Genomic DNA, 26,109 nt, shown 5'->3' with positions numbered 1-26,109 from the left:
CGCAAAGTACATAGTCATAGTCAGACCGCTACCACCACGATGGCGCCGATCACCAGCACGGCACCGGCCGCCATGGAAGCTGCATACCAGCGCAGTTGGCCAGTCTCGCTGCGGCTCAGGGCGGTGTGACCGGCCTTGGCGGCACGCGGGATCAAACCAATGGTCTGGTCGAGCGGGTCTTTGCGCAGTACATGGCTGATGGCTAGGTAAGGCTTGACGAACAGTTTGTCGTAGATCCAATCGAAGCCCCAGGCGGCAAACCACCAGGCCGAAAGGAAGCGGCCGATGCCACTGTTGGCCACTGCTGTCACGAAGCGACGCTTGCCGAGGAACAGCAGGGCCGCCAGCAGGATACCGGCAAGGGCGATGGCGCCCGAGGCGATTTCCAGGCTGTGCTTGGCAGCACCGCCGGCATGCCCAGCGCTCTCCGGCAGTACGCCGGCCAGTGGCGGGGTGATCATGGCGCCGATGAAGGTCGACAGGATGATCAGCACCGACAGTGGCAACCAGTGGGAGATGCCGTGGCCTGCGTGAGCTTCGGTCTTGGCTTCACCGTGGAAGGTGATGAAGATCAGGCGGAAGGTGTACAGCGAGGTCATGAAGGCACCCACCAGACCTGCGTAGAGCAGGTTCTGGTTACCGCTGGCAAACGCTTCCCAGAGGATTTCGTCTTTGGAGTAGAAACCTGCGGTCACCAACGGCAGGGCTGCCAGAGCGGCACCACCGACGATGAAGCTGGCGTAGGCCAACGGCAGTTTCTTCCACAGGCCACCCATCTTGAAGATGTTCTGCTCGTGGTGGCAGGCAACAATCACCGCACCGGAGGCAAGGAACAGCAGGGCCTTGAAGAAGGCGTGGGTCATCAGGTGGAAGATCGCCGCGTCCCAGGCACCGACGCCCAGGGCCAGGAACATGTAGCCGATCTGGCTCATGGTCGAGTAGGCGAGGATACGCTTGATGTCGGTCTGCACCAGCGCGGCGAAGCCGGCCAGTACCAGGGTCACGCCGCCAACCAGGCCGACGAGATGCAGAATCTCCGGCGCCAGGGTGAACAGGCCGTGGGTACGGGCGATCAGGTAGACACCGGCAGTGACCATGGTTGCCGCGTGAATCAGTGCGGAAACGGGAGTAGGACCGGCCATCGCATCCGCCAGCCAGGTTTGCAGCGGCAGTTGCGCGGATTTACCCACGGCGCCACCCAGGAGCATCAGGGTCGCCAGGGTGATCCAGAAGTCACCGACCTGGAACTTCTGCGGTGCCAGCACCAGCAGTTCCTGGATGTTCAGCGTGCCCACCTGTTGGAACAGGATGAACAGGCCGATAGCCATGAACACGTCGCCGATGCGGGTAACGATAAAGGCCTTGAGTGCCGCGTTACCGTTGTTGCGGTTGCTGTAGTAGAAACCGATCAACAGGTAGGAGCACAGGCCCACGCCTTCCCAGCCGAAGTACAGGAACAACAGGTTATCGCCGAGGACCAGGAACAGCATGCTGGCGATAAACAGGTTGGTGTAGGCGAAGAAGCGCGAGTAACCGGCTTCACCGCGCATGTACCAGGACGCGAACAGGTGGATCAGGAAGCCTACACCGACGACCACGCCGAGCATGGTGATCGACAGGCCGTCGATGTAGAGGGCGAAGTTGGGTTTGAAGCCCTCCACCGACATCCACTGCCACAGCACCAGGGTGTAGTGGCCGCCTTCCGGCGGCGCCACGTTGAATTGCCAGATGACATAGGCGGCGACGATCGCCGACAGGCCAATGGAACCCACACCAATCAGGGCAGACACGTTTTCCGACCAGCGTCCTCGGGAGAACGACAGCAGCAGGAAACCGATCAGGGGAAATACGAAAGTCAGAAAGATCATGTTCATCCGCGCATCTCACTGGCAGCGTCGATATCAAGCGTGTGGAAGCGACGATACAGTTGCAGCAGGATCGCCAGGCCAATACTGGCCTCGGCTGCTGCGAGGCTGATCACCAGGATGAACATGACCTGTCCATCCGGCTGCGCCCATCGGCTACCTGCCACAACGAACGCTAGTGCTGCAGCGTTCATCATGATTTCCAGGCTCATCAACACGAACAGAATGTTACGGCGAACCATCAGGCCGACCAGGCCAAGGCAGAACAGGATGCCGGCGACCGCCAGACCATGCTCCAAGGGGATAGCAGGCATCGTCATTGCTCCTTGGCTTCGTTGCGGCCCAAGTGGAAGGCGGTGATGGCTGCCGCGAGCAGCAGCATCGAAGCCAGTTCGACCACCAGCAGGTACGGGCCGAACAGGCTGATGCCCACGGCCTTCGCGTCTACGGTGGTGTGGCCGATGGCCTGGCCGCTTTGGTGAGCGAACAGCACATACAGCAGTTCACCCAGCAACAGCGCTGCCAGGATGACCGGGCCGAGCCAGATGCCGGGCTTGAGCCAGACGCGTTCCTGGGCGACCGAAGCCGGCCCCAGGTTGAGCATCATCACCACAAACACGAACAGCACCATGATGGCACCGGCGTAGGCGATCACTTCCAGGACACCGGCGAACGGAGCGCCGAGGCTGAAAAAGGTCATGGCCACGGCGATCAGCGAAATAATCAGGTAGAGCAGGGCGTGCACGGGGTTGGTGTTGGTGATCACGCGAAGCGTGGACACCACTGCAATACCCGACGCGAAATAGAAAGCGAATTCCATCTTTCTTCCTTAAGGCAGCAAGCTCTTCACGTTGATCGGCTCGGCTTCGTTTTGTGCGGCGCCTTTCGGCTTACCGGCAACGGCCATACCTGCAACACGATAGAAGTTGTAATCAGGGTTTTTACCGGGACCAGAGATCAACAGGTCTTCTTTCTCGTACACCAGGTCCTGACGTTTGAACTCGGCCATCTCGAAATCCGGTGTCAGCTGGATTGCGGTGGTCGGGCAAGCTTCCTCGCAGAGGCCGCAGAAAATGCAGCGCGAGAAGTTGATGCGGAAGAAGTCCGGGTACCAGCGACCGTCTTCGGTTTCAGCTTTCTGCAGGGAGATGCAACCCACCGGGCACGCCACGGCGCACAGGTTGCAAGCTACGCAACGCTCTTCGCCATCGGGGTCGCGGGTCAGCACGATACGGCCGCGATAGCGCGGCGGCAGGTACACCGCTTCTTCCGGGTATTGCAAGGTGTCGCGTTTGCGGAAGCCATGGCCGAAAACCATCACCAGGCTTCGCAACTGGGTACCGGTACCCTTAACGATGTCGCCAATATATTTGAACATGGGTCAAATCCTCACTGAACCGCGCCGGCTGGCGTGTTCAACAACACAACAGCAGCCGTCACCAGCAAATTGATCAGGGTCAGCGGCAGGCAGAATCTCCAGCTGAAATCCATCACCTGGTCATAGCGTGGGCGCGGAATAGAGGCGCGCAGCAGGATGAACAGCATGATGAAGAACGCCGTCTTCAAGAAGAACCAGAAGAACGCCAGTTGCGGCAGGATGTTGAACGGACCATGCCAGCCGCCGAAGAACAGCGTGACCAGCAGTGCCGAAATCAAGATGATGCCGATGTACTCACCGACGAAGAACATGCCCCATTTCATGCCGGCGTATTCAATGTGGTAACCGTCGGCCAGTTCCTGTTCCGCTTCCGGCTGGTCGAACGGGTGACGGTGAGTCACGGCGACGCCAGCGATGAAGAACGTACAGAAGCCAAAGAACTGCGGAATGATGAACCACAGGTTCTGCGCCTGGTATTCGACGATGTCGCGCATGTTGAACGAGCCGACCTGCACCACGATGCCCATCAGCGCGAGGCCCATGAACACTTCGTAGGACACGGTCTGTGCCGAAGCCCGCAAGCTGCCGAGCAGGGCGAACTTGTTGTTACTCGACCAACCGGCGAACAGCACCGCGTAGACCGACAGACCGGCCATGGCGAAGAAGAACAGCAAGCCGATGTTCAGGTCCGCCACGCCCCAGGTCGGGGTGATCGGGATGACGGCGAAGGCGATCAGCAAGGCGCTCATGGCCACGACCGGCGCCAGGGTGAAGATCACCTTGTCGGCAAACGGCGGGGTCCAGTCTTCCTTGAAGAACATTTTCAGCATGTCGGCAGCGATCTGGAACATGCCAAATGGGCCGACGCGGTTAGGACCATAACGGTCCTGCCACCAGCCCAGCAGGCGACGTTCGACGAAGCTGAGCAAAGCGCCCGCGACGACCACGGCCAGCAGAATCACGATGGCCTTGACGACCGAGATGATCACGTCGATCACTTCAGGGGTGAACCAGGTCATTGCGCTGCCTCCTGCAGACCGTCAACGGTTTGGCCAAAGATCGCAGGCGGGATACCGGCGAGGCCTTTCGGCAGTGCCACCAGACCTGCACCCAACTCGTCGTTGATACGCAGCGGCAGACGCAGGGTCTTGCCACCGACGTTCAGGCTGAGCAGGGCGCCGTCGTTGACACCCAGGCGGTCGGCTTCGGACTTGGCCACGGACACGTAGGCGTGTGGAATACGTTCTTGTACCGGCGCGGCTTTGGAAGAAGTCTCTTCGCTGCCGAACAGGTGGAAGAACGGCACAACCTGCCAGGTACCCTGGGCCGGGTTGAACGGACGCGGCACGGCGGCGAACCAGTTCAGCGAATCACCGGTGCTTTCGATCAGGCGGGTGCCCGGGTCGCCAGCGCGGATATGACCACCGACTTCGTCCTGGAACTTGTTCCAGGCCTGCGGCGAGTTCCAGCCCGGCGACCAGGCAAATGGCACCTGCTGACGTGGCTCGACCGAACCCGAGTAACCTTCCATGGAGAAGGCGAACGCGGTGTCGATGTCTTGCGGCGTACGTGGTTCATGCACGCTGATATCAGCACGCATAGCGGTACGGCCGGAGTAACGCAGCGGTTCACGGGCCAATTTCATGCCCTTGATGCGGAACGAGGCAGACTGTGCCGCATCGACAATCCGCGCAAGCTGCGGCGCGCTGGCGGCGGCGGCTGCCGTCACGTGGTCGAGCTGGGTCCAGTCGATCGGCTGGTTCAGCAAGGTCGCGCGCAGGGCATGCAGCCAGCGCCAGCCTTCGTGAACCAGGATGCTGGCGTCCATGTACTTCGGATCGAACACCTGGAAGAAGCGTTGGGCACGGCCTTCCTGGCTCACCAGGGTACCGTCGCCTTCGGCGAAGGTGGCGGCTGGCAGTACCAGGTCGGCACGATCGCTGGTGGCGGTCTTCTGGTGGTCGGCAACGATCAGCACTTTGGCGGCATCCAGCGCGGCGTCGACCTTGGCCGAATCCGTGCGGGTGTACAGGTCATTTTCCAGTACCACGATGGCGTCGGCTTTACCGTCAGTCACTGCTTGCAGAGCGGCGTCCAGGGATTCGCCACCGAGCATGGCCAGGCCAAGGCTGTTGGCTTCCGGCACGACCAGGCTGATGGAACCGTTCTTGTCGCGCAGTTTCAAGGCTTTGGCGATGTTGGCAGCGGCTTCGATCAGCGCTTTGGAGCCCAGCGAGGTACCGGCAATGATCAGCGGGCGCTTGGCGGCCAGCAGGGCGGCGGCGATACGCTGCGCCAGTTCAGCGGCTTCAGCGTCCAGGCCTTCGACGGCAGGCGCGCTGGCGTCAAGCGCGTGAGCCACGGCGAAACCGATGCGGGCGAGGTCGTCAGGTGCGGCGTGGACGCATTCTTCGGCGATGTCATCGAGCTTGGTTTCGGCCAGACTGGCGATAAACAGCGGGTTCAGCGCGTGCTGGCCGATGTTTTTCACCGCGGCGTCGAGCCAAGGCTGTACGCGCATGGCGTCGGCCATGTCTTCGGCCTTGCCTTTGACCGACTGGCGCAGCGACAGCGCGATACGCGCGGCGGTCTGGGTCAGGTCTTCACCGAGCACGAAGATCGCGTCGTGATCTTCGATGTCGCGCATGTTCGGCACCGGCAGCGGACTGTCGTTCAGCACTTGCAGGACCAGGCGGATGCGCTCCAATTCAGCGGCTTCGATACCGCAGTAGAAGTGCTCGGCACCCACCAGCTCGCGCAACGCGTAGTTGCTTTCGAGGCTGGCACGCGGCGAACCGATACCGACGATGTTGCGGCCGCGCAGCAGGTCGGCGGCTTTATCCAGCGCGTCGTCCAGGCTCAGCTTGGCGCCACCGGCCAACAGCGGCTGGCGTGGGCGGTCTTCGCGGTTGACGTAGCCGTAGCCGAAACGGCCACGGTCGCACAGGAAGTACTGGTTGACCGAACCGTTGAAGCGGTTTTCGATGCGACGCAGTTCGCCGTAGCGCTCGCCCGGGGAGATGTTGCAACCACTGGAGCAGCCATGGCAGATGCTCGGCGAGAACTGCATGTCCCACTTACGGTTGTAGCGCTCGGAGTGAGTTTTGTCGGTGAACACACCGGTCGGGCAGACCTCGGTGAGGTTGCCGGAGAACTCGCTTTCGAGCACGCCGTCTTCAACACGACCGAAGTACACGTTGTCGTGGGCGCCGAAGACGCCCAGGTCGGTGCCGCCGGCGTAGTCTTTATAGAAACGCACGCAACGGTAGCAGGCGATGCAGCGGTTCATTTCGTGGGAAATGAACGGGCCGAGGTCCTGGTTCTGATGGGTGCGTTTGGTGAAGCGATAACGGCGCTCGTTGTGGCCGGTCATCACCGTCATGTCTTGCAGGTGGCAGTGACCGCCTTCCTCACAGACCGGGCAGTCGTGAGGGTGGTTGGTCATCAGCCATTCGACAACGCTGGCGCGGAACGCCTTGGATTCTTCATCTTCGATGGAGATCCAGGTGTTGTCGGTGGCTGGCGTCATGCAGGACATGACGATACGACCACGGGTGTCGTTCTCGTCGGTGTACTGCTTGACCGCACACTGGCGACAGGCACCAACGCTACCAAGGGCTGGGTGCCAGCAGAAATAAGGGATGTCGAGGCCTAGTGAGAGACATGCCTGTAACAGGTTGTCTGCCCCATCGACTTCGAGCGCTTTGCCGTCTACGTGGATAGTGGCCATGGTTCAAAGTTCTTCGTTGGCCCGTTGTCAGCGGGCGTGGCTAATGGAATCTTGTTATTCATGTGCATCAACACAGCCATACAGGCGTCAGCACATGAGCAGTTGAAGGGCGCGGACCCTTCGCCTTTTTAAGCGTTACGCACCGACTACGATCGGCCTTGCCAGAGGCGGGACGGCGGCGCTGGTAGGCGCGATGCCGGCTTCGAACTCCGAACGGAAGTATTTGATTGCGCTGCCCAATGGCTCCACGGCGCCCGGTGCGTGAGCACAGAAGGTCTTGCCTGGGCCGAGGAAACCGACCAGACCCAGCAGGGTCTCGATGTCGCCTGGTTGGCCTTCGCCTTTTTCGATCGCCATCAAGAGCTTCACGCTCCAAGGCAAACCGTCACGGCACGGGGTGCAGAAGCCGCAGGATTCGCGGGCGAAGAACTGCTCCATGTTGCGCAGCAACGACACCATGTTCACGGTGTTGTCCACCGCCATCGCCAAGCCAGTACCCATACGGGTGCCGACCTTGCCGATGCCGCCGGCATACATTTGTGCGTCGAGGTGCTCAGGCAGCAGGAAGCCGGTGCCGGCGCCGCCTGGTTGCCAGGCCTTGAGGGTGTAGCCGTCGCGCATACCGCCGGCGTAGTCCTCGAACAGTTCGCGTGCGGTTACGCCGAACGGCAGTTCCCACAGGCCAGGGTTCTTGACCTTGCCGGAGAAGCCCATGAGCTTGGTGCCCATGTCTTCGCTGCCTTCGCGGGCCAACGATTTGTACCAGTCAACGCCGTCGGCGATGATCGCCGGCACGTTGCACAGGGTTTCAACGTTGTTCACGCACGTCGGCTTGCCCCACACGCCCACGGCGGCAGGGAAGGGCGGCTTGGAACGCGGGTTGGCGCGGCGGCCTTCAAGGGAGTTGATCAGTGCGGTTTCTTCACCGCAGATATAACGCCCGGCGCCGGTGTGCACGAACAGTTCGAAGTCAAAGCCCGAACCGAGGATGTTCTTGCCCAACAGCCCGGCTGCCTTGGCTTCTTCCACGGCACGGGTCAGGTGCTTGGCGGCGGTGGTGTATTCGCCACGCAGGAAGATGTAGCCACGGTAGGTTTTCAGCGCGCGGGCGCTGATCAGCATGCCTTCGATCAGCAGATGGGGCAGTTGCTCCATCAGCATGCGGTCTTTCCAGGTGTTCGGCTCCATTTCATCCGCGTTGCACAGCAGGTAGCGGATGTTGATGGATTCGTCTTTGGGCATCAGGCCCCACTTCACGCCGGTGGGGAAGCCTGCACCACCGCGACCTTTAAGGCCTGCGTCTTTCACGGTCTGGACGATGTCGTCCTGGGCCATGTCGGCGAAGGCTTTGCGCGCAGCGGCGTAACCGTTCTTGGCCTGGTACTCGTCAAGCCATACCGCCTCGCCGTCGTCACGCAGGCGCCAGGTCAGCGGGTGAGTCTCGGCCGAACGCTTGATCAGGTTGGCGGGACCAAAGGAAGTCAGGGTCATGGGTAGCCCTCGAGCAATTGGGTCACGCCAGCAGGCTGCACGTCACCGAATGTGTCGTCGTCGATCATCAACGCCGGCGCCTTGTCGCAGTTGCCCAGGCAGCACACCGGCAGCAGCGTGAAGCGGCCGTCCGGGGTGGTTTGGCCGAGGCCAATGCCCAGCTTGTTCTGGATCTCGCTGACCACCGATTCGTGGCCGCCGATGTAGCAGACCATGCTGTCGCACACGCGAATGATGTGGCGGCCCACCGGCTGACGGAAGATCTGGCTGTAGAACGTGGCCACGCCTTCAACGTCGCTGGCAGGGATGCCGAGGATTTCGCCGATGGCGTAGAGGGCGCCGTCCGGCACCCAGCCACGTTCCTTCTGAACGATCTTCAAGGCTTCGATAGACGCCGCGCGCGGGTCTTCGTAGTGATGCAGCTCGTGCTCGATGGCCGAGCGCTCGGTTTCACTCAAGGTGAAACGGTCTGTTTGGATAAGCGTGCTATTCATGCTTAGCGGTCCACGTCGGCCATAACGAAATCGATACTACCCAGGTACGCAATCAAGTCCGCGACCATTTCACCTTTGATCACCGAAGGGATGTGCTGCAGGTGCGGGAAGCTTGGAGTACGAATCCGGGTGCGGTAGCTCATGGTGCCGCCATCGCTCGTCAGGTAATAACTGTTGATACCCTTGGTCGCTTCAATCATCTGGAAGGATTCGTTGGCTGGCATGACCGGGCCCCACGAAACTTGCAGGAAGTGCGTGATCAGGGTTTCGATGTGCTGCAGCGTGCGCTCTTTAGGCGGCGGCGTGGTCAGCGGGTGGTCCGCCTTGTACGGGCCAGCTGGCATGTTGCGCATGCACTGCTCGATGATCTTCAGGCTCTGGCGCATTTCTTCGACGCGCACGATGCAACGGTCGTAGGCATCGCCGTTCGCGGCCAACGGCACTTCGAATTCGAAGTTCTCGTAGCCGGAGTATGGGCGCGCTTTACGCAGGTCGAAATCGCAACCGGTGGAACGCAGGCCAGCACCGGTGACGCCCCATTCCAGGGCCTCTTTGGTGTTGTAGGCGGCGACGCCGATGGTCCGGCCCTTGAGGATGCTGTTGTCGAGCGCAGCTTTCTGGTATTCGTCCAGACGCTTGGGCATCCAGTCGATGAATTCCTTCACCAGACGCTCCCAGCCATTTGGCAGGTCGTGCGCCACGCCGCCGATGCGGTACCAGGCCGGGTGCAGGCGGAAACCGGTGATGGCTTCGATCACTTTGTAGGCGCGCTGACGGTCGGTGAAGGTGAAGAACACCGGGGTCATGGCGCCGACGTCCTGGATGTAAGTACCCAGGAACAGCAGGTGGCTGGTGATCCGGAAGAACTCGGCCATCATGATGCGGATGGTGTCGACGCGGTCTGGCACCTTGATACCGGCCAGCTTCTCGACCGAGAGCACGTACGGCAGGTTGTTCATCACGCCGCCGAGGTAGTCGATACGGTCGGTGTACGGGATGAAACTGTGCCAGGACTGGCGCTCGGCCATCTTCTCGGCACCACGGTGGTGGTAACCGATGTCCGGCACGCAGTCGACGATTTCTTCGCCGTCCAGTTGCAGGATGATACGGAAGGCACCGTGCGCCGAAGGGTGGTTCGGGCCCAGGTTGAGGAACATGTAGTCCTCATTGGTGCCGGAGCGCTTCATGCCCCAGTCTTCCGGGCGGAAGCGTGCCGCTTCTTCTTCAAGCTGTTGCTTGGCCAGGGTCAGGCTGAAGGGATCGAATTCGGTGGCGCGCGCAGGGTAGTCCTTGCGCAGCGGGTGACCTTCCCAGGTTGGCGGCATCATGATGCGCGTCAGGTGCGGGTGGCCAGGGAAGTCGATACCGAACATGTCCCAGACTTCACGCTCGTACCAGCTGGCGTTCGGCCAGATACCGGTTACGGTCGGCACGCTCAGGTCGCTCTCGGACAGCGCGACCTTGATCATCACGTCGCTGTTACGTTCGATCGACAGCAGGTGATAGAACACGGTGAAATCGGCGCCGCTCGGCAGGCCTTGGCGCTTGGTGCGCAGACGCTCGTCCACGCCATGCAGGTCATAGAGCATGACGTACGGCTTGGGCAGGTTGCGCAGGAAGCTCAGGACTTCGACGAGCTTGGCGCGCGCCACCCACAGCACCGGCATACCGGTGCGTGTGGCCTGGGCGGTGAAGGCGTCAGGGCCAAAACGGTTATTGAGTTCGACGACCACATCCTGGTCGTCTGCCTTATAAGGCGGGATGCGTCGAGCACTGCCTGTAGTCATGGTTTTTTATCGCTTTCGGTCAACGTAAAGAATGAAGCCAGGTTTTCGTTCTATAAAAGAAGCGGTGCTGGATCAGACTTCGTCGGGGCTGCGCAGGTTGGTGACTGCGATTCGCTGTTCGCGGCGCTGTTCCTTTTGTGACGGCATCTCGGCGCGATAAACGCCTTGATCACCGACCACCCAGGAAAGCGGACGACGCTCCTTGCCAATCGACTCCTGCAACAGCATCAAGCCTTGCAGAAAAGCTTCAGGGCGGGGCGGGCAGCCAGGCACGTAGACGTCCACGGGCAGGAACTTGTCTACCCCTTGAACGACGGAGTAGATGTCGTACATGCCACCGGAGTTGGCGCACGAACCCATGGAGATAACCCACTTCGGTTCGAGCATTTGCTCGTAGAGACGCTGAATGATCGGCGCCATTTTGATAAAGCAGGTGCCGGCGATAACCATGAAATCCGCCTGACGCGGTGATGCCCGGATCACTTCGGCACCAAAGCGCGCGATGTCGTGGGGCGCCGTGAAGGCGGTGGTCATTTCCACGTAGCAGCAGGACAGACCGAAGTTGTACGGCCACAGGGAGTTCTTACGTCCCCAGTTGACCGCGCCACTCAGCACGTCTTCCAGCTTGCCCATGTAGATGTTTTTGTGGACTTGGTCTTCTAACGGGTCGGAAACGGTTTCGCGTTCGCCGATTGGGTACTGCTCGTTAGGAGCATCCGGGTCGATCCTGGTGAGATTGTATTGCATCGCCAAAGCCTCATTGTTTCAGCTTCGCTTGCCGCTTACGACGAGCTTCCGGAGCCCAATCAAGGGCGCCCACTCGGAATAGGTAGACAAGGCCTGCCAACAGAATTGCTATGAAAACGAGAGCTTCGACGAATCCGGTCCAGCCGCTTTCGCGGACGGACACAGACCAGGCAAAGAGAAAAAGGGCTTCGATATCGAAGATCACGAACAGCATCGCGACCAGATAGAATTTGGCTGAGAGCCGCAAGCGGGCGCCACCTGTAGGCAGCATGCCGGACTCGAACGGTTCATTTTTGCTGCGGCCCCAGGCTTTTGACCCGAGGAGGCTGGAGACACCAAGCATGAAGGCGCAAAGGCCGACAACACCGAGGAGGAAAATGGCAAAGCCCCAGTTGTGGGCCATGAGTCCTGTCGCTTCGGTCATGCTGGAAATCCTTAACAGAGAGCAAAGGTCTCTGAGCTCGAAAAAGTAACGATGCAGTGACGATATGTCGCACTGCAATCAATCGCGGTGATTTTATGGCTAAACACCGGGCAAGTAAAATTCCGAGAGCGAAATTATTCGATGGAATAAGGACATAGTGCACCTTCTTGGGGCTGCAGCCCTTGAGTGGTGGGCATTAGCGGGGTTTTGAACAATTAAGTTTTGTTTGACTGGTAACGAAGTTTTTATGCGTCAAATGATAATGAATATTGTTTGCGTGGGTGTTAAGCGGGTAAATGTGGTGTCGCGGGGGAAGTTGCTGTTACTTACTAGATTGTCGCGAGTTGCTTGAGCGAATCTTTTAACCGATTTGATCCAAGCAAATACCGCTCTGGATCAATGTTTTGCTCGAAATGCACGAGTGGGGAGGTTGGGGCATTGGCTCAATAGCCCTCCAGCCCCGACTGATGGCTATTGTCAGAAATTTCCCGCAAGAGTACAAATGTGCTCCATGACAACCCTGACCCCCCGCCGTACCGCCATCCTGACCTTTATCCGCGACCGCATCGCGAGGCAAGGCCAGCCTCCCAGCCTCGCCGAGATCGCCGAGGCGTTCGGCTTCGCCTCGCGCAGTGTCGCCCGCAAGCACGTGGTGGCTCTTACCGAAGCCGGCTTTATCGAGGTCAATCCCAACCAGGCTCGCGGCATCCGCCTGCTCAACCAACCCGCTCGCCCCGAATGGCTGGATGTCCCCGTCCTTGGCCGAGTCGCCGCCGGTTTGCCCATCGGTGCTGACGCCGAAGTGCACAACCGCCTGCAACTCGACCCCGCCACGTTCGCGAAAACCCCGGACTACCTGCTGCGGGTCCAGGGCGATTCAATGATCGAAGACGGCATTCTCGACGGCGACCTGGTCGGCGTACGCCGCAGTGCCGAAGCCTTCAACGGGCAGATTGTCGTGGCGCGCCTGGACGGCGAAGTCACCATCAAGCGCTTCGAGCGCCACGGCGAGCATGTGCGCCTGCTGCCGCGCAACCCCGCGTATCAACCCATCGTGGTAGGGCCTGATCAGGACCTGGCCATCGAAGGGGTGTTCTGCGGCCTGGTGAGGCAAGGCTGATGGGCGCCGTCGTTGCCCTCGACGCGCTGTTCAATGGCGGCCGCGTCTGGAAGGGTCGGCCTGTTGCGTCGCCGGCCAGCGTGCACCCTACCGGGCTTGCGGCGCTGGATGCGGTGCTGCCCAGTGGCGGCTGGCCGGAATCGGCCTTGAGTGAAATCCTGATGGCCAAGGAAGGTGTCGGCGAGCTGCAATTGGTGTTGCCGACCCTGGCGCGCTTGTCCGCAGCAGGCGAGCGCATCGTGCTGGTCGCGCCGCCTTACACGCCGTACCCGCACGCCTGGCAGAACGCCGGGGTGGATTTGCGTCAGCTCTCGGTGATCCAGGCCGAAGAACGCGATGCCTTGTGGGCGGTCGAGCAATGCCTGCGTTCCGGCAGCTGCGGCGCGGTGTTGTGCTGGCCGCGCAAGGCAGATGACCGTGCCTTGCGCCGCTTGCAGGTGGCTGCGGAAACCGGGCAGACCCTGGCGTTTGCCTGGCGTTCTTTAAATGAGGCGGTCAATGCGTCGCCCGCCGCCTTGCGCCTGGCCGTTGAGGCCAAGCCTGCGCAAGTGCGGGTGCTCAAGTGCCGCGGCGGGTTGGCCCACCCGGCGCCGATTGCGCTGGCGGGGCACTGAGGTTGCCATGCGCTGGGTGTGTATTGTGTTCCCGCAATTGGCGCTGGACGGGGTGCAGCGTGTGCACCCGGAGCCCGACCAACCCCTCGCCCTGCTGGCTGGCACGCCGCAGCGCCGCGTGCTGCAAGCCGTCAATGCGGCGGCTCGCGCCCTGGGTCTGCGCCCCGGCCAATCGCTGACGGCGGCGCATGCGCTGGCCAAGACCTTCGCCAGCGCCGAATACGACCCTGCAGAGATCGAGCGCTGGCAGCAGTTCCTCGCGGCCTGGGCCTACCGTTTCAGCTCCCAGGTCAGCGTGTATTACCCGCGTGCCTTGCTCTTCGAGATCGAGTCGAGCCTGGGCCTGTTCGGGCCATGGCCGCAGTTCGAGGCGCGGCTGCGCAAAGAGCTGACCGAGCTAGGGTTTCGCCACCGTATTGTCGCCGCCCCTAATCCGGCGGCGGCGCGGGTGCTGGCGAATAGTTACGATGGCCTGGCCGTGGCCGATGATCACGCATTGCACCAAGCCCTGGCGCCACTGCCGATTGATCGTGCTGGCCTTGAGCCGCAGGCCGCCACCGCGTTGGCGCGCATGGGCTTGCGCACGCTGGTCCAAGTGCAGGCGTTGCCCCGGCATACCCTGGCGCGGCGCTTTGATGTGACCTTGCTCAAACACCTGGATGCGCTGACCGGGCAGCGCCCGCTGGGCCTCGCGTTCTATCAGCCGCCGGACCAGTTCGATGTGCGCATCGAGCTGAATTTCGACGTGCAATCCCATCAGGCGCTGCTGTTTCCGTTACGCCGCTTGACCGCTGATCTATCCGCTTTCCTGTGTGGCCGCGACAGTGGCGTGCAGCGCTTCGATCTGCACCTGGAGCACGCCCAGGCGCCCGACAGCGTGATCAAGGTCGGCTTGCTCAGCGTCGAGCGTGAACCGGCGATGCTCTTCGAACTGGCCCGCGGCCGCCTGGAACAGGTGCAAGTTACCTCGCCGGTACGCGGTTTTCGCCTGGTGGCCCAGGACTTGCCGGTATTTGTGCCGCAGCGCCAGGACCTGTTCGACGACCGCCCACAACAGACCTTGCCCTGGGAGCAACTGCGCGAACGCCTGCGCGCACGTCTTGGCGATGAAGCGGTGCAAGGCTTGCGTTTTCATGCTGACCACCGCCCCGAATGCGCCTGGCAAGCCGCCGCCGATAATCGCGCGTGCCAAAGCTTGAGCAAGGTGCAACGCCCCGGTTGGCTGCTGCACGAACCGACCTTGCTGGCCGAGCAGGGTGTGCAGATATTGATGGGCCCGGAGCGTATCGAATCCGGCTGGTGGGATGGCGCCGATATTCGCCGCGACTATTACCTGATCCAGACCCGCGCCGGTCAGCAAGGCTGGGCCTATCGCACCGTGGGGCAAAGCGCTGGACTGTGGCTGCAAGGCTGGTTTGCATGAGCTACGCCGAGCTGCATTGCCTGTCCAATTTCAGTTTCCAGCGCGGCGCGTCGAGCGCGCTGGAGTTGTTCGAGCGCGCCAAGCGTCAGGGCTACAGCGCGTTGGCGATCACCGATGAATGCACCTTGTCGGGTATCGTTCGCGCCTGGCAGGCTGCGAAGGCGGTGGATTTGCCGCTGATTATCGGCAGCGAGATGCGCATCGAGAACGGTCCCAAGTTGGTGTTGCTGGTAGAAGACCTTGCCGGCTACCAGCACCTGTGCCGCCTGATCACCCTGGCCCGACGCCGCGCCGAAAAAGGCCGCTACCGCCTGCTGCAGGAAGACTTCGATCAGCCACTGCCCGGCTTGCTCGCGCTGTGGGTCGCCGAAGACAGCGACACCCAGGCCTCGATCCAATGGCTGCGCCACACTTTCGCCGAACGCCTGTGGTTGGCGGTGCAGCTGCATTGCGGCCAGGACGATGCGCGCCATTTGACGCAGCGCTTGGCCCTGGCCGCCAGCCTGCATATCCCAGCGGTGGCCTGCAGTGATGTACATATGCATGCACGTGGCCGCCGTGCCCTGCAAGACACCATGACCGCGATCCGCCATCACGTCACGGTGGCCGACGCCGGCACGCGCCTGCACCCCAATGGCGAGCGGCACCTGCGCAGCCTCGACGCCCTGGCCGCGCTGTACCCGCAAGCCTTGCTCGACGAAACCCTGGCCATCGCGCGGCGCTGCACGTTCGACTTAAGCCAACTGCGCTACCACTACCCGCGCGAGCTGGTACCCGAAGGCCAGGATGCGAAATCCTGGCTGCGCCAGCTCACTGAAGAGGGCATTGCCCAGCGCTGGCCGCAGGGTGTCGACGCCAAGACCTTGCAGCAGATCAACCATGAACTGGAGCTGATCAGTGAGCTGGGCTATGAAAGCTATTTCCTTACGGTGCACGACATCGTGCGCTTCGCCCGCATCCGCTCAATCCTGTGCCAGGGGCGTGGCTCGGCGGCCAACTCGGCGGTGTGTTTTGCCTTGGGCATTACCGAGATCAACCCCAGCCTGATGAATATGCTGTTCGAGCGCTTCCTGTCCAAGGAGCGCAACGAACCGCCGGATATCGACGTCGACTTCGAACACGAGCGCCGCGAAGAAGTGCTGCAGTACGTGTTCCAGCGCTACGGCCGCACCCGCGCGGCATTGACGGCGGTGGTCAGCAGTTATCACGCGGCCGGCGCAGTGCGCGATGTGGCCAAGGCCCTCGGCTTGCCGCCGGACCAGATCACCGCCCTGGCCGAATGCTGCGGGCGCTGGAGTGAGGATGCGCCGCCGCTTGCGCGCTTGCGCGAAGGCGGCTTTGACCCGCAAAGCCCAATCCTGCGCCGTGTGCTCACACTCACCCAGCAGTTGATTGGCTTCCCCCGGCACTTGTCTCAGCACCCGGGCGGCTTTGTGATTTCCGAATACCCGCTGGATACTTTAGTGCCGGTGGAGAACGCGGCCATGGCCGAACGCACTATCATCCAGTGGGACAAGGACGACCTCGACGCCGTCGGTCTGCTCAAGGTGGATATTCTCGCCCTTGGCATGCTCAGCGCGATCCGCCGCTGCTTCGATTTGCTGCGCCGTCATCGCCAGTTGGACTTGGCCCTGGCAACCATTCCCAAGGAAGACGCGGCCACCTACGCGATGATCAGCAAGGCTGACACTATCGGTGTGTTCCAGATCGAGTCGCGCGCGCAGATGTCGATGCTGCCCAGGCTCAAGCCGCAAACTTTCTATGACCTGGTGATTGAGGTCGCCATCGTGCGACCGGGGCCGATCCAGGGCGGCATGGTGCACCCGTATCTGCGCAGGCGTAATAAAGAAGAGCCGACGACGTATCCATCACCGCAACTGAAGGCGGTGCTGGAACGCACCTTGGGCGTGCCGCTGTTTCAGGAGCAGGTCATGCAGATCGCCATGGTGGCTGCCGACTATGGCCCCGGCGAGGCCGACCAGTTGCGCCGCTCCATGGCCGCCTGGAAACGCCACGGCGGGCTTGAGCCGCATCAAGAGCGCTTGCGCACCGGCATGCTCAAAAACGGTTACAGCGAGGAATTTGCCGCGCAGATATTCGAGCAGATCAAAGGCTTTGGCAGCTATGGTTTTCCCGAGTCCCACGCGGCCAGCTTTGCTTTGCTGACCTACGCCAGCTGCTGGCTTAAATGCCATGAGCCGGCGGCCTTCGCCTGTGCGCTGATCAACAGCTGGCCCATGGGTTTCTATAGCCCAGACCAGATCCTGCAGGACGCGCGGCGTCATCGCTTGCAGATTCGTCCGGTGGATGTACTGACCAGTGATTGGGATTGCAGCCTGGAACCCATCGACGGCCAGCAACCGGCGATTCGCATGGGCTTGCGCATGATCTCGGGTTTTCGCGAGGAGGATGCGCAGCGCATCGAAGCGGCCCGCCAGCGTGGTGCGTTCAGCAACATTGCCGACCTGGACGAACGCGCCGGGTTGGATGCTCGTGCCCAGGCGTTGTTGGCGGACTCGGGGGCCTTGCGCGCCCTGGCCGGCAACCGCCACAACGCGCGCTGGGAGGTGGCGGGCGTGCACAAACAACTCGGGCTGTTTGCGGGCTTGCCCAGCCCTGACGAGGCGGTGGTAGAACTGCCGGCACCCACGGTCGGCGAAGACCTGCACGCTGACTACGCCACGGTCGGTACCACCCTAGGCCCGCATCCGCTGGCGTTGCTGCGTGATGAATTGCGTAAGCGTCGCTGCCGCAGCTCCCTTGAGCTGATGACGGTGGAGCATGGGCGCAATGTCAGCGTCGTGGGACTGGTCACCGGCCGACAACGCCCGGGCACCGCCAGTGGGGTGACCTTCGTCACCCTGGAGGATGAGTTCGGTAACCTCAATGTGGTGGTCTGGCGCGATCTGGCCGAGCGCCAGCGCCAGGCGTTGGTCGGTTCGCGGCTATTAAAAGTCGACGGGCGCTGGGAGGCGGTGGGCGAGGTGCGGCACCTGATTGCCGGGCGCTTGAGCGACCTGACGCCCCTGTTGGAAGGCATTCACGTGCGCAGCCGGGATTTTCACTGAGGCCAGTGGTTTTTGCAGGCATTACCTCCTAACGTATACCCAGTGAAACCATCCGCCGTCGGCGCGCTCAAAAACGTGCGACTGCCCTCTCTTTGCACAGAGCCAACCGATGCAATTTTTATCTAACCCCCACGGCTGTGAAGGCTGGTCCGGTGAAATGGCCCAGCGTATTCGTGCCTTCGATTGGTCGACCACTGACCTGGGCCCGATCGACAGCTGGAGCATCAGCCTGGCCTGTAGCGTGCAGATGATGCTGGCCTCGCCCATACCGATGGTGATGCTCTGGGGCCCGGCGGGGCACATGATCTACAACGACAGCTATTCGGTGCTTGCCGGCGGGCGGCACCCATATTTGCTCGGCACGCCCGTGGAGCAGGGCTGGCCTGAAGTGGCCGAGTTCAACCGCTATGTGCTGGACACTTGCCTGGCGGGTGGCACGTTGTCGTTCAACAACAAAGAGCTGGTGCTACTGCGCAATGGCAAGCCCGAAGATGTGTGGATGAACCTTTACTACAGCCCCATCGCCGGCGATAACCAACAGCCGGCCGGGGTGCTGGCGATTGTGGTGGAGACCACCGCGCACGTGAACTCCGAGCGCCTGCGCCAGGAGTTGACCCATAACCTGGAGCAACGCGTGGCTGCCGAAGTGCAGGCGCGCTCCGCTGCCGAAGCGCAACTGCGCCAATCGCAGAAGCTCGAAGCCATTGGTGGCCTGACCGGCGGCGTGGCCCACGACTTCAACAACCTGCTGCAAGTGATCGCCGGCAACCTGCACTTGCTGGCCCGGCATGAGCCGGAAAACGCCCAGGTGCAGCGGCGTGTCACAGCGGCCATTGCGGCGGTGGAGCGCGGCGCCAAACTGTCCTCTCAACTGCTGGCCTTTGCCCGGCGTCAACCGCTGTCGCCGGCCGTCTATAACCCTCAGCGCATTTACGTAGGGTTGGGCGAACTGCTGCAGCGTGCGTTGGGCGAAACCATCCATATCGATGTGCAACTGCCCCAGGATTCCTGGTGCATCAACGTCGACCGCAACCAGTTGGAAAACGCGTTGCTTAACCTGGCAATCAATGCCCGCGATGCCATGCAAGGCGAGGGCGTGATCCGCATTACCGGCGAAAACATCATCCTCAACCCCGACGACTGTGCAGGTAAGAGCCTCCTGCCGGGCGAGTACGTGCGCCTGGCCGTCACGGATATCGGCAGGGGCATGTCGGCGGCGATCCTGGCGCGGGTGTTCGAGCCTTTTTTTACCACCAAACGTGAGGGCCATGGCACTGGCCTGGGCCTGAGCATGGTATTTGGTTTTGTGCGCCAAAGCGGCGGGCATGTGGAGGTGTGGAGCGAGGAGGGCAAGGGCACGGTGGTGCAGATGTATTTCCCGCGCAGCCTCGGCGAGGAAAGCCACGACACCGAGGTTGACCCCGTGCCGCATACGGGTGGCCAGGAGACGATCCTGGTGGTCGAGGATAATGCTGACGTACGCGTGACGGTAGTGGATTTGCTCGAACAGTCGGGCTACACCGTGCTCACCGCCGTAGACGGCGACCGTGCGATGCAAGCGTTGCTGGGCGGCGTGAAGCCGGACCTGATCTTTACCGATGTGGTAATGCCCGGCCGGATCAAAAGTACCGACCTGGCTGACTGGGCCCGTGCCCAGGTACCACCGGTGGCGGTGTTGTTCACCTCCGGGCACACCCGCGACATCCTCTCCAGCAACCATCTGCTGAGCCCCGACATTCATCTGCTGAGCAAGCCCTACAGCCCCGAAGCCCTGACGCAACGGGTACGCAGCGTGCTCACTGCTCGATAAGGTCTTCCATGACTTCACAGCGCAACATTCCCACTATCACTGCCCAGCGCCCAGGTTTTGTGCGGGTGCGCGGCGCCCGCGAACACAACCTGCGTAACGTCGATGTGGACATCCCCCGGGATGCCCTGGTGGTGTTCACCGGCGTCTCGGGTTCCGGCAAGTCCTCCTTGGCGTTTTCCACGGTGTATGCCGAGGCCCAGCGGCGTTATTTCGAATCGGTGGCGCCCTATGCGCGGCGCTTGATCGACCAAGTTGGCGTGCCGGATGTGGATTCCATCGAAGGCCTGCCACCGGCTGTGGCCCTGCAACAGCAGCGCGGCACGCCAAGTGCGCGCTCTTCGGTGGGCAGCGTGACCACCTTGTCGAGCTTGATCCGCATGCTGTACTCCCGCGCCGGCAGCTATCCGCCAGGGCAGGCGATGCTGTACGCCGAGGACTTTTCGCCGAACCTGCCCCAAGGCGCATGCCCGCAATGTCATGGTCTGGGCCGGGTGTATGAAGTGACTGAGGCGCTGATGGTGCCCGACCCTTCATTGAGCATTCGCCAGCGCGCGGTGGCGTCCTGGCCGTTGGCCTGGCAAGGGCAAAACCTGCGCGACATCCTCGTGACCCTGGGTTACAACGTGGATATCCCTTGGCGCGAACTGCCGAAAAAGCAGCGTGACTGGATCTTGTTCACCGAAGAAACCCCCACCGTGCCGGTGTACGCAGGCTTGACCCCTGAGCAGACCCGCGACGCACTCAAGCGCAAGTTGGAGCCGAGTTACCAAGGCACTTTCAGCGGCGCGCGGCGCTACATTCTGCACACCTTCACCCATACCCAAAGTGCGCTGATGAAAAAGCGCGTGTCGCAGTTCATGCAAGGCAGTAACTGCCCGGTGTGCGAGGGCAAACGGCTGACCAAGGCGGCGCTGTCGGTGAAGTTCGCCGGGGTGGATATCGGTGAGTTGTCGCAGTTATCACTGTCGCAGTTGGCCGAGCTGCTGCGCCCAGTAGCGGCGGGGCAGGACAAGATGAAGCTGTCGGTGCAAAAGCGTCTTGCCGCCCAGCGCATTGCCCAGGATTTGCTCGAGCGTGTCAGTACCTTGACCGAGTTAGGCTTGGGCTATTTGTCCCTGGAACGCAGCACGCCAACGCTGTCGTCCGGGGAGTTGCAGCGCCTGCGCCTGGCCACGCAATTGGGCTCGCAGTTGTTCGGCGTGATCTATGTGTTGGATGAGCCATCGGCGGGTCTGCACCCGGCAGATGGCGAAGCATTGTTCACCGCGCTTGAGCGTCTGAAAGCGGCGGGTAATTCGTTGTTCGTGGTGGAGCATGACCTGGAAACCATGCGCCGCGCCGACTGGCTGATCGACGTGGGGCCGGCTGCCGGCGAGCATGGCGGGCAAGTGCTGTACAGCGGCCCGCCTGCCGGTTTGGCGCAGGTTGAGGCCTCGCAGACGCGTGAATATTTGTTCGCCGAACGGCGCCCTTTGGATCAGTCGCGCCGTGAGCCTTGCGGGTGGCTGAAACTCGAAGGTGTGACACGCAATAACCTCACTGACCTGAGCGTGGATTTTCCATTGGGTTGCTTCACGGCGGTGACCGGAATTTCCGGCTCGGGCAAGTCCAGCCTGGTCAGCCAGGCACTGCTGGAACTGGTAGGTATGGGCCTGGGCCGCGTGGTGGAAAGTGACGAAGAGCCAAGCCTGGAAGACGACAGCCCGCAAACCAGTGGTGGGCGTATCAGCGCCGGGCTGGAACAGATCCGCCGACTCGTGCAAGTAGACCAGAAACCCATCGGCCGCACCCCGCGCTCTAACCTGGCAACCTACACCGGGCTGTTCGATAACGTGCGCAAACTGTTCGCCGCCACACCGGCTGCGAAGAAGCGCCACTACGATGCTGGTCAGTTCTCCTTCAGCGTCGCCAAGGGCCGCTGCCCGAATTGCGAGGGTGAAGGGTTTGTCAGCGTCGAGTTGCTATTTATGCCCAGCGTGTATGCGCCGTGCCCGACGTGCCACGGGGCGCGTTACAACCCCGACACCCTGGCGATCAAATGGCAGGGCTTGAACATCGCCCAGGTGCTGGCGCTGACGGTGGAACAGGCGGTGGAGGTGTTTGCCGAACAGCCGGGGGTGTTGCGTTCGCTGCAGGTGCTGCGCGATATCGGCCTGGGTTATTTGCGTTTGGGCCAGCCGGCGACGGAACTGTCTGGCGGTGAGGCGCAGCGCATCAAGCTGGCCACCGAGTTGCAGCGCAACGCGCGGGGCGCCACCTTGTATGTGCTGGATGAACCGACGACCGGGCTGCACCCACGGGATGTGGACCGCTTGCTCAGCCAACTGAATCATCTGGTGGACGCAGGGCATACGGTGGTGGTTGTGGAGCATGAAATGCGCGTGGTGGCGCAGAGTGACTGGGTGATTGATATCGGCCCGGGGGCCGGGGATTTGGGCGGGAAGGTGGTTGTCAGTGGCACGCCGCAGAAGGTGGCGAAAAGCAAGGTTAGCCGTACTGCGCCGTTCCTCGGCCGGGAGCTGGTCTAACTAGTCATAAGGTTGAAATGTGGGAGTGGGCTTGTTTGCTCTGACCATAGGTATCTATTTTACGAATTGAATTCTGTGGTTGTCGCGGGGGGGCCGCTGGGTACATATCCGTTATTTGGGTGATGGCGGATATTGGTTCCGCCCTTACGGCGGGTCACTTTTGGAAAAGAGCCCGGAATGCCGGCCCAGCCAAAAGTAACCAAAAGGGCTCTTGCCCCACCACTCGGCACCTCGCCTAGGCTCGGTGTGCCCTCACTCCGGCTTTGGAGCGTGGGCCGCCGCCATGGGCCATCCTTGGCCCATCGCGGCTAAACCGGCGTCCTGCCGGTTTACCCACGCTCCAAAGCCTGCGTTCGGCCAGCGTGGTTAACGGGGCGCCTCAGATCAAGATCAAAAGCAGAGCACGGCGGCCTAGTAGCCGACCTGAGTGGTTAGATCAAAAGCAAAAGCAAAGCCGAGGCGGCCTGACAGCCGACCTGATCCTGGAAGCTGAAACTCAATCAAATGTGGGAGCTGGCTTGCCTGCAATAGCATCAACTCTGTGTACCTGATGGACCGAGGTGTCTGCATCGCAGCGGTGCGGCGATCCGACAAGCCAGCTCCCACAGAAAAGCAGAGCACTGCGGTGCTGGCAGTCGAACTGGGTCAAAATTGTGGGAGCGGGCAAGCCCGCTCCCACATTAGGATCTCATTACATCAGCTAGATAAAGGTGGCGCTCTGCTTCTGCCCTGCTTTTGCTTCAACCACTCAGGTCGGCTACTAGGCCGCCGTGCTCTTGCTTTTGATCTTGATCTTGATCTGACAGGCCCCATTAACCACGATGGCCGAACGCAGGCTTGAATCCGTGGGTAACCCGGCAGGACGCCGGGTTAGCCGCACTGGGCCAAGGATGGCCCATTGCGGCGGCCCACGGATTCAAGCCGGAGTGAGGGCATGCCGAGCCTAAGCGAGGCACCGAGTGGTGGGGCACAGACCTTTTGGTTACTTTTGGGGCGTTTGCCAAAAGTGACCCGCCGTAAGGGCGGAACCCTAGGCGGCCGTTACCGCAGCAACGGATATGTACTCAATCTACCTAACCCCCACAGACTCAGCTCCCACAGGGTTACCGTGTTTTAGTCAGTAGGGTTGTGTTGAACCTGCTCTTTAGCCAGCCTCACCACATTCTCCACGGTAAACCCAAACTTCTCCTGCAACTTGGGCAACGGCGCCGACGCGCCGAAGCTGTTCATCACCACCTTGGCGCCGGTCTGCCCGACATACCGGTCCCAACCCAATGGCCCGGCCTGTTCCACCACCACGCGCGCTTTCACCGCCGGCGGTAACACGCTGTCGCGGTAAGCCTGGTCCTGTTCTTCAAACAGCTCCCAGCTCGGCATCGACACCACTTGCGCCGCGATCCCTTGGCCTTTCAACTGCTCATACGCCGCCACCGCCAGGCTGACTTCACTGCCCGTCGCCAACAGCAGAACCTTCGGCTTGTCAGCACCCGCCAACACATAAGCGCCCTTGGCAGCGCCCGACGCCGCCGCATACTTCGTACGGTCCAACGTCGGCAGTGCCTGACGCGACAACACCACGCAACTCGGTCGATGGGTTTGCGCCAGGGCGACCTTCCACAACTCCACGGTTTCATTCGCATCACCCGGGCGCAGGGTCAGCAACCCCGGCGTCGCGCGCAGTTGCGTCAGGTGCTCGATCGGTTGATGCGTCGGCCCATCTTCACCCACCCCAATCGAGTCATGGGTAAACACAAACACCACCGGCAACTCCATGATCGCCGCCAGGCGGATCGGCGGTTTCATGTAGTCGCTGAACACCAGGAACGTCGAGGTGTACGGCCGTAGATACGACAGCGCCATGCCATTGGCAATCGCGCCCATCGCGTGCTCGCGGATGCCAAAGTGCAGGTTGCGCCCGCTGTAGTCGTCCGCACTGAAACGCCCGGCACCGTCAAAGGTGAGGTTGGTTTTGGTCGATGGCGACAAGTCCGCCGAACCGCCGAGCAGCCAGGGGATGTGCTGGGCAAAGGCATTCAATACCTCGCCACCGGCGGCACGGCTGGCCACGCCCTTGGCGTCGGTGTCGAAGCTGGGCAGCTCATTTTGCCACTGCTCGGGCATTTCGCCTGCGCGCATGCGGCGCAGTTCATCCGCCAGTTCCGGTTCGTACTGTTCCAGCTGTGACAACCGCGCATTCCACTCTTCATACAACGGCTTGCTGCGCTCCAGCAGGGCGTCACGCAAAACGCTGCGGGCTTCGTCGGGCACCAGGAAATTGGAGTCTTCGGGCCAGCCGTAGGCGGCCTTGGTCAGGCGGATTTCGTCCGCGCCCAACGGCTCGCCATGGGCGGCGGCGGTGTTGTGTTTGTGCGGCGAGCCATAGCCGATCACGCTGTCGACCACAATCAGGGTCGGCGCGCCGGTATTCGCTTTGAAGGTCTCCAGCGCCGTGCTCAAGGCCTGCAAGTCATTCGCGTCGGTGACGTGCAAGGTGTGCCAGCCGTAGGCCTGGAAACGCTTGATCACATCCTCGCTGAACGCCAGCTCGGTGTGGCCCTCGATGCTGATGGTGTTGTTGTCGTAGATCCAGCACAGGTTATCCAGCTTCAAGTGCCCGGCCATCGACGCTGCTTCGCTGCTGATGCCTTCCATCATGTCGCCATCACCGCACAGGGTGTAGACGTTGTAGTCGAACAGCACCTTGTCGTCGCGGTTAAAGCGCTGGCCCAGCCAACGCGCGGCCATGGCCATGCCGACACTGTTGGCGCAGCCCTGGCCCAGCGGGCCAGTGGTGGTTTCAACGCCGGTGGTCATGCGGTACTCGGGATGGCCCGGGGTTTTGGAGCCCATCTGCCGGAATTGCTTGATATCGTCCAGGCTGATCGCTGGTTGGCCGGAGCGTTTGCCGTGGGCGTCAATCTCCACCACGCCGGCCAAGTGCAGCAGCGAGTAGAGCAGCATGGAGGCATGCCCCACCGACAACACAAAGCGGTCACGGTTAGGCCAGTCGGGGTGCTCGGGGTGATAGCGCAGGAACCGGCTCCACAACGTGTAGCCCACCGGCGCCAGGCCCATGGGCGTGCCTGGGTGGCCGGAATTGGCCTTCTGCACGGCATCCATGGCCAGGGTGCGAAGGGTGTTGATGCATTGGGTGTCGACAGCAGTGGCGGCGCGAGTCATGAAACCGTTCTCCCTCAGGTGGCGATCTACAGTGGAGGGCAGGGTGCGGCAAAGGTTTGATCCCATCGCCCGCATTACGACGAACGGGGATGCATTGATCCTGGACATGACAAGACGCCTTCGAATGGGCTAGCTTCAAGGGTGTAAACCATTGATCAACTTGCGGAGGTGCTCCATGCCAGTGAAACACGACCTGTTCCAGGACTTAGGTCTGAGCAAGCAAGATGTCGACGAGCGCCGGGCAGAAAATCCCCATCTGAATGCGCTGTTTGATAAATACAAAACTGTCGATGACTTGGTAGTGACTGCCGAAAAGGCAGCTGGCAGCGATGAGGAACTTAAGAAGCTGAAGGAGAAGCGCTTGTTGGTTAAGGATGAGATTGTGCAGCAGTTGAGGTAAATGACAGTCGGTGTTCCTACAGGGCGCGGACATATTTGTTCAGAATTGTC

Annotated in this window: 19 protein-coding genes; 7 read left to right on the top strand and 12 right to left on the bottom strand. The window is 61.6% G+C overall.

Going from position 1 to position 26,109, the window contains the following annotated elements:
• Window positions 1-20: 20 nt before the first annotated feature.
• The 11 genes from nuoL to FW764_RS21115 all read right to left on the bottom strand — a co-directional run bounded on the left by nuoL (window position 21) and on the right by FW764_RS21115 (window position 11,916).
• Window positions 21-1,874 (bottom strand): NADH-quinone oxidoreductase subunit L, encoded by a 1,854-nt coding sequence (nuoL, locus tag FW764_RS21165; protein WP_446435546.1) that lies wholly within the window; start codon window positions 1,872-1,874, stop codon window positions 21-23.
• Window positions 1,871-2,179 carry an NADH-quinone oxidoreductase subunit NuoK gene (gene nuoK, locus FW764_RS21160; protein WP_017137520.1) on the bottom strand — a complete coding sequence of 103 codons (309 nt, stop codon included), beginning with the start codon at window positions 2,177-2,179 and terminating at the stop codon, window positions 1,871-1,873. Before nuoK ends, nuoL begins: the two co-directional genes overlap by 4 nt.
• Window positions 2,180-2,181: 2 nt before the next feature.
• Window positions 2,182-2,685, bottom strand: coding sequence for an NADH-quinone oxidoreductase subunit J (gene nuoJ, locus FW764_RS21155; protein WP_003219561.1), 504 nt, complete (start codon window positions 2,683-2,685; stop codon window positions 2,182-2,184).
• A gap of 9 nt (window positions 2,686-2,694) precedes the next feature.
• A complete protein-coding gene (gene nuoI / locus FW764_RS21150) occupies window positions 2,695-3,243 on the bottom strand; it encodes an NADH-quinone oxidoreductase subunit NuoI (RefSeq protein WP_003174725.1) in 549 nt (182 codons plus the stop codon).
• Window positions 3,244-3,254: 11 nt separating this feature from the next.
• Entirely contained in the window at window positions 3,255-4,262 is a 1,008-nt protein-coding gene (gene nuoH / locus FW764_RS21145) for an NADH-quinone oxidoreductase subunit NuoH (protein ID WP_053256843.1), read from the bottom strand.
• On the bottom strand, window positions 4,259-6,973 hold the full coding sequence (nuoG, locus tag FW764_RS21140; protein WP_446435545.1) for an NADH-quinone oxidoreductase subunit NuoG: 2,715 nt from the start codon (window positions 6,971-6,973) through the stop codon (window positions 4,259-4,261). The genes nuoH and nuoG overlap by 4 nt, the downstream gene beginning before the upstream one ends.
• Window positions 6,974-7,108: 135 nt before the next feature.
• The gene (nuoF, locus tag FW764_RS21135) at window positions 7,109-8,464 is read right to left on the bottom strand and encodes an NADH-quinone oxidoreductase subunit NuoF (RefSeq protein ID WP_446435544.1); all 1,356 of its coding nucleotides are present in this window, start codon (window positions 8,462-8,464) and stop codon (window positions 7,109-7,111) included.
• Complete coding sequence (gene nuoE / locus FW764_RS21130; RefSeq protein ID WP_003174721.1) at window positions 8,461-8,958, bottom strand: NADH-quinone oxidoreductase subunit NuoE; 498 nt, start codon at window positions 8,956-8,958, stop codon at window positions 8,461-8,463. The genes nuoF and nuoE overlap by 4 nt, the downstream gene beginning before the upstream one ends.
• A 2-nt stretch (window positions 8,959-8,960) precedes the next feature.
• On the bottom strand, window positions 8,961-10,745 hold the full coding sequence (gene nuoC / locus FW764_RS21125; protein WP_446435543.1) for an NADH-quinone oxidoreductase subunit C/D: 1,785 nt from the start codon (window positions 10,743-10,745) through the stop codon (window positions 8,961-8,963).
• Window positions 10,746-10,817: 72 nt separating this feature from the next.
• The gene (locus tag FW764_RS21120; protein WP_003174719.1) at window positions 10,818-11,492 is read right to left on the bottom strand and encodes a NuoB/complex I 20 kDa subunit family protein; all 675 of its coding nucleotides are present in this window, start codon (window positions 11,490-11,492) and stop codon (window positions 10,818-10,820) included.
• 10 nt (window positions 11,493-11,502) lie between these two features.
• Complete coding sequence (locus FW764_RS21115) at window positions 11,503-11,916, bottom strand: NADH-quinone oxidoreductase subunit A (protein WP_003219575.1); 414 nt, start codon at window positions 11,914-11,916, stop codon at window positions 11,503-11,505.
• 502 nt (window positions 11,917-12,418) lie between these two features.
• Here FW764_RS21115 and lexA point away from each other — a divergent pair.
• From lexA to FW764_RS21085, 6 genes are all read left to right on the top strand, one after another.
• Entirely contained in the window at window positions 12,419-13,036 is a 618-nt protein-coding gene (gene lexA / locus FW764_RS21110) for a transcriptional repressor LexA (protein ID WP_446435542.1), read from the top strand.
• Window positions 13,036-13,650 carry a translesion DNA synthesis-associated protein ImuA gene (gene imuA, locus FW764_RS21105; protein ID WP_446435541.1) on the top strand — a complete coding sequence of 205 codons (615 nt, stop codon included), beginning with the start codon at window positions 13,036-13,038 and terminating at the stop codon, window positions 13,648-13,650. The genes lexA and imuA overlap by 1 nt, the downstream gene beginning before the upstream one ends.
• A 7-nt stretch (window positions 13,651-13,657) precedes the next feature.
• On the top strand, window positions 13,658-15,073 hold the full coding sequence (locus FW764_RS21100; protein ID WP_446435540.1) for a Y-family DNA polymerase: 1,416 nt from the start codon (window positions 13,658-13,660) through the stop codon (window positions 15,071-15,073).
• The gene (locus tag FW764_RS21095; RefSeq protein ID WP_446435539.1) at window positions 15,049-18,141 is read left to right on the top strand and encodes an error-prone DNA polymerase; all 3,093 of its coding nucleotides are present in this window, start codon (window positions 15,049-15,051) and stop codon (window positions 18,139-18,141) included. Before FW764_RS21100 ends, FW764_RS21095 begins: the two co-directional genes overlap by 25 nt.
• Before the next feature lie 109 nt (window positions 18,142-18,250).
• Entirely contained in the window at window positions 18,251-19,951 is a 1,701-nt protein-coding gene (locus FW764_RS21090) for an ATP-binding protein (protein ID WP_446435538.1), read from the top strand.
• A gap of 8 nt (window positions 19,952-19,959) precedes the next feature.
• Window positions 19,960-22,479: an excinuclease ABC subunit A gene (locus FW764_RS21085; protein WP_446435537.1), complete on the top strand. Its 2,520-nt coding sequence runs from the start codon at window positions 19,960-19,962 to the stop codon at window positions 22,477-22,479.
• Between the two features lie 1,113 nt (window positions 22,480-23,592).
• On the opposite strand, the gene tkt is transcribed toward FW764_RS21085, so the two are convergent.
• Window positions 23,593-25,659 carry a transketolase gene (tkt, locus tag FW764_RS21080; RefSeq protein ID WP_446435536.1) on the bottom strand — a complete coding sequence of 689 codons (2,067 nt, stop codon included), beginning with the start codon at window positions 25,657-25,659 and terminating at the stop codon, window positions 23,593-23,595.
• A 175-nt stretch (window positions 25,660-25,834) separates the two neighbouring features.
• Here tkt and FW764_RS21075 point away from each other — a divergent pair, with 175 nt between their 5' ends.
• Window positions 25,835-26,059 carry a DUF465 domain-containing protein gene (locus FW764_RS21075; protein WP_446435535.1) on the top strand — a complete coding sequence of 75 codons (225 nt, stop codon included), beginning with the start codon at window positions 25,835-25,837 and terminating at the stop codon, window positions 26,057-26,059.
• Window positions 26,060-26,109 lie beyond the last annotated feature (50 nt).

It is taken from the genome of Pseudomonas sp. 1152_12, from assembly GCF_052850675.1.
The sequence above is the reverse complement of the archived record's forward strand: the minus strand, read 5'-3'. Positions and strand labels throughout refer to the sequence as shown.

Excerpts from the sequence above, each read along its gene's own strand:
- nuoJ (WP_003219561.1), bottom strand. The coding sequence starts at position 2,685 with ATGGAATTCGCTTTCTATTTCGCGTCGGGTATTGCAGTGGTGTCCACG.
- lexA (WP_446435542.1), top strand. The coding sequence starts at position 12,419 with ATGTGCTCCATGACAACCCTGACCCCCCGCCGTACCGCCATCCTGACC.
- nuoH (WP_053256843.1), bottom strand. The coding sequence starts at position 4,262 with ATGACCTGGTTCACCCCTGAAGTGATCGACGTGATCATCTCGGTCGTC.
- FW764_RS21090 (WP_446435538.1), top strand. The coding sequence starts at position 18,251 with ATGCAATTTTTATCTAACCCCCACGGCTGTGAAGGCTGGTCCGGTGAA.
- FW764_RS21120 (WP_003174719.1), bottom strand. The coding sequence starts at position 11,492 with ATGCAATACAATCTCACCAGGATCGACCCGGATGCTCCTAACGAGCAG.
- FW764_RS21085 (WP_446435537.1), top strand. The coding sequence starts at position 19,960 with ATGACTTCACAGCGCAACATTCCCACTATCACTGCCCAGCGCCCAGGT.
- FW764_RS21115 (WP_003219575.1), bottom strand. The coding sequence starts at position 11,916 with ATGACCGAAGCGACAGGACTCATGGCCCACAACTGGGGCTTTGCCATT.
- nuoL (WP_446435546.1), bottom strand. The coding sequence starts at position 1,874 with ATGAACATGATCTTTCTGACTTTCGTATTTCCCCTGATCGGTTTCCTG.
- nuoK (WP_017137520.1), bottom strand. The coding sequence starts at position 2,179 with ATGCCTGCTATCCCCTTGGAGCATGGTCTGGCGGTCGCCGGCATCCTG.
- FW764_RS21100 (WP_446435540.1), top strand. The coding sequence starts at position 13,658 with ATGCGCTGGGTGTGTATTGTGTTCCCGCAATTGGCGCTGGACGGGGTG.
- FW764_RS21075 (WP_446435535.1), top strand. The coding sequence starts at position 25,835 with ATGCCAGTGAAACACGACCTGTTCCAGGACTTAGGTCTGAGCAAGCAA.
- nuoI (WP_003174725.1), bottom strand. The coding sequence starts at position 3,243 with ATGTTCAAATATATTGGCGACATCGTTAAGGGTACCGGTACCCAGTTG.
- nuoF (WP_446435544.1), bottom strand. The coding sequence starts at position 8,464 with ATGACCCTGACTTCCTTTGGTCCCGCCAACCTGATCAAGCGTTCGGCC.
- nuoC (WP_446435543.1), bottom strand. The coding sequence starts at position 10,745 with ATGACTACAGGCAGTGCTCGACGCATCCCGCCTTATAAGGCAGACGAC.
- nuoE (WP_003174721.1), bottom strand. The coding sequence starts at position 8,958 with ATGAATAGCACGCTTATCCAAACAGACCGTTTCACCTTGAGTGAAACC.
- tkt (WP_446435536.1), bottom strand. The coding sequence starts at position 25,659 with ATGACTCGCGCCGCCACTGCTGTCGACACCCAATGCATCAACACCCTT.
- nuoG (WP_446435545.1), bottom strand. The coding sequence starts at position 6,973 with ATGGCCACTATCCACGTAGACGGCAAAGCGCTCGAAGTCGATGGGGCA.
- imuA (WP_446435541.1), top strand. The coding sequence starts at position 13,036 with ATGGGCGCCGTCGTTGCCCTCGACGCGCTGTTCAATGGCGGCCGCGTC.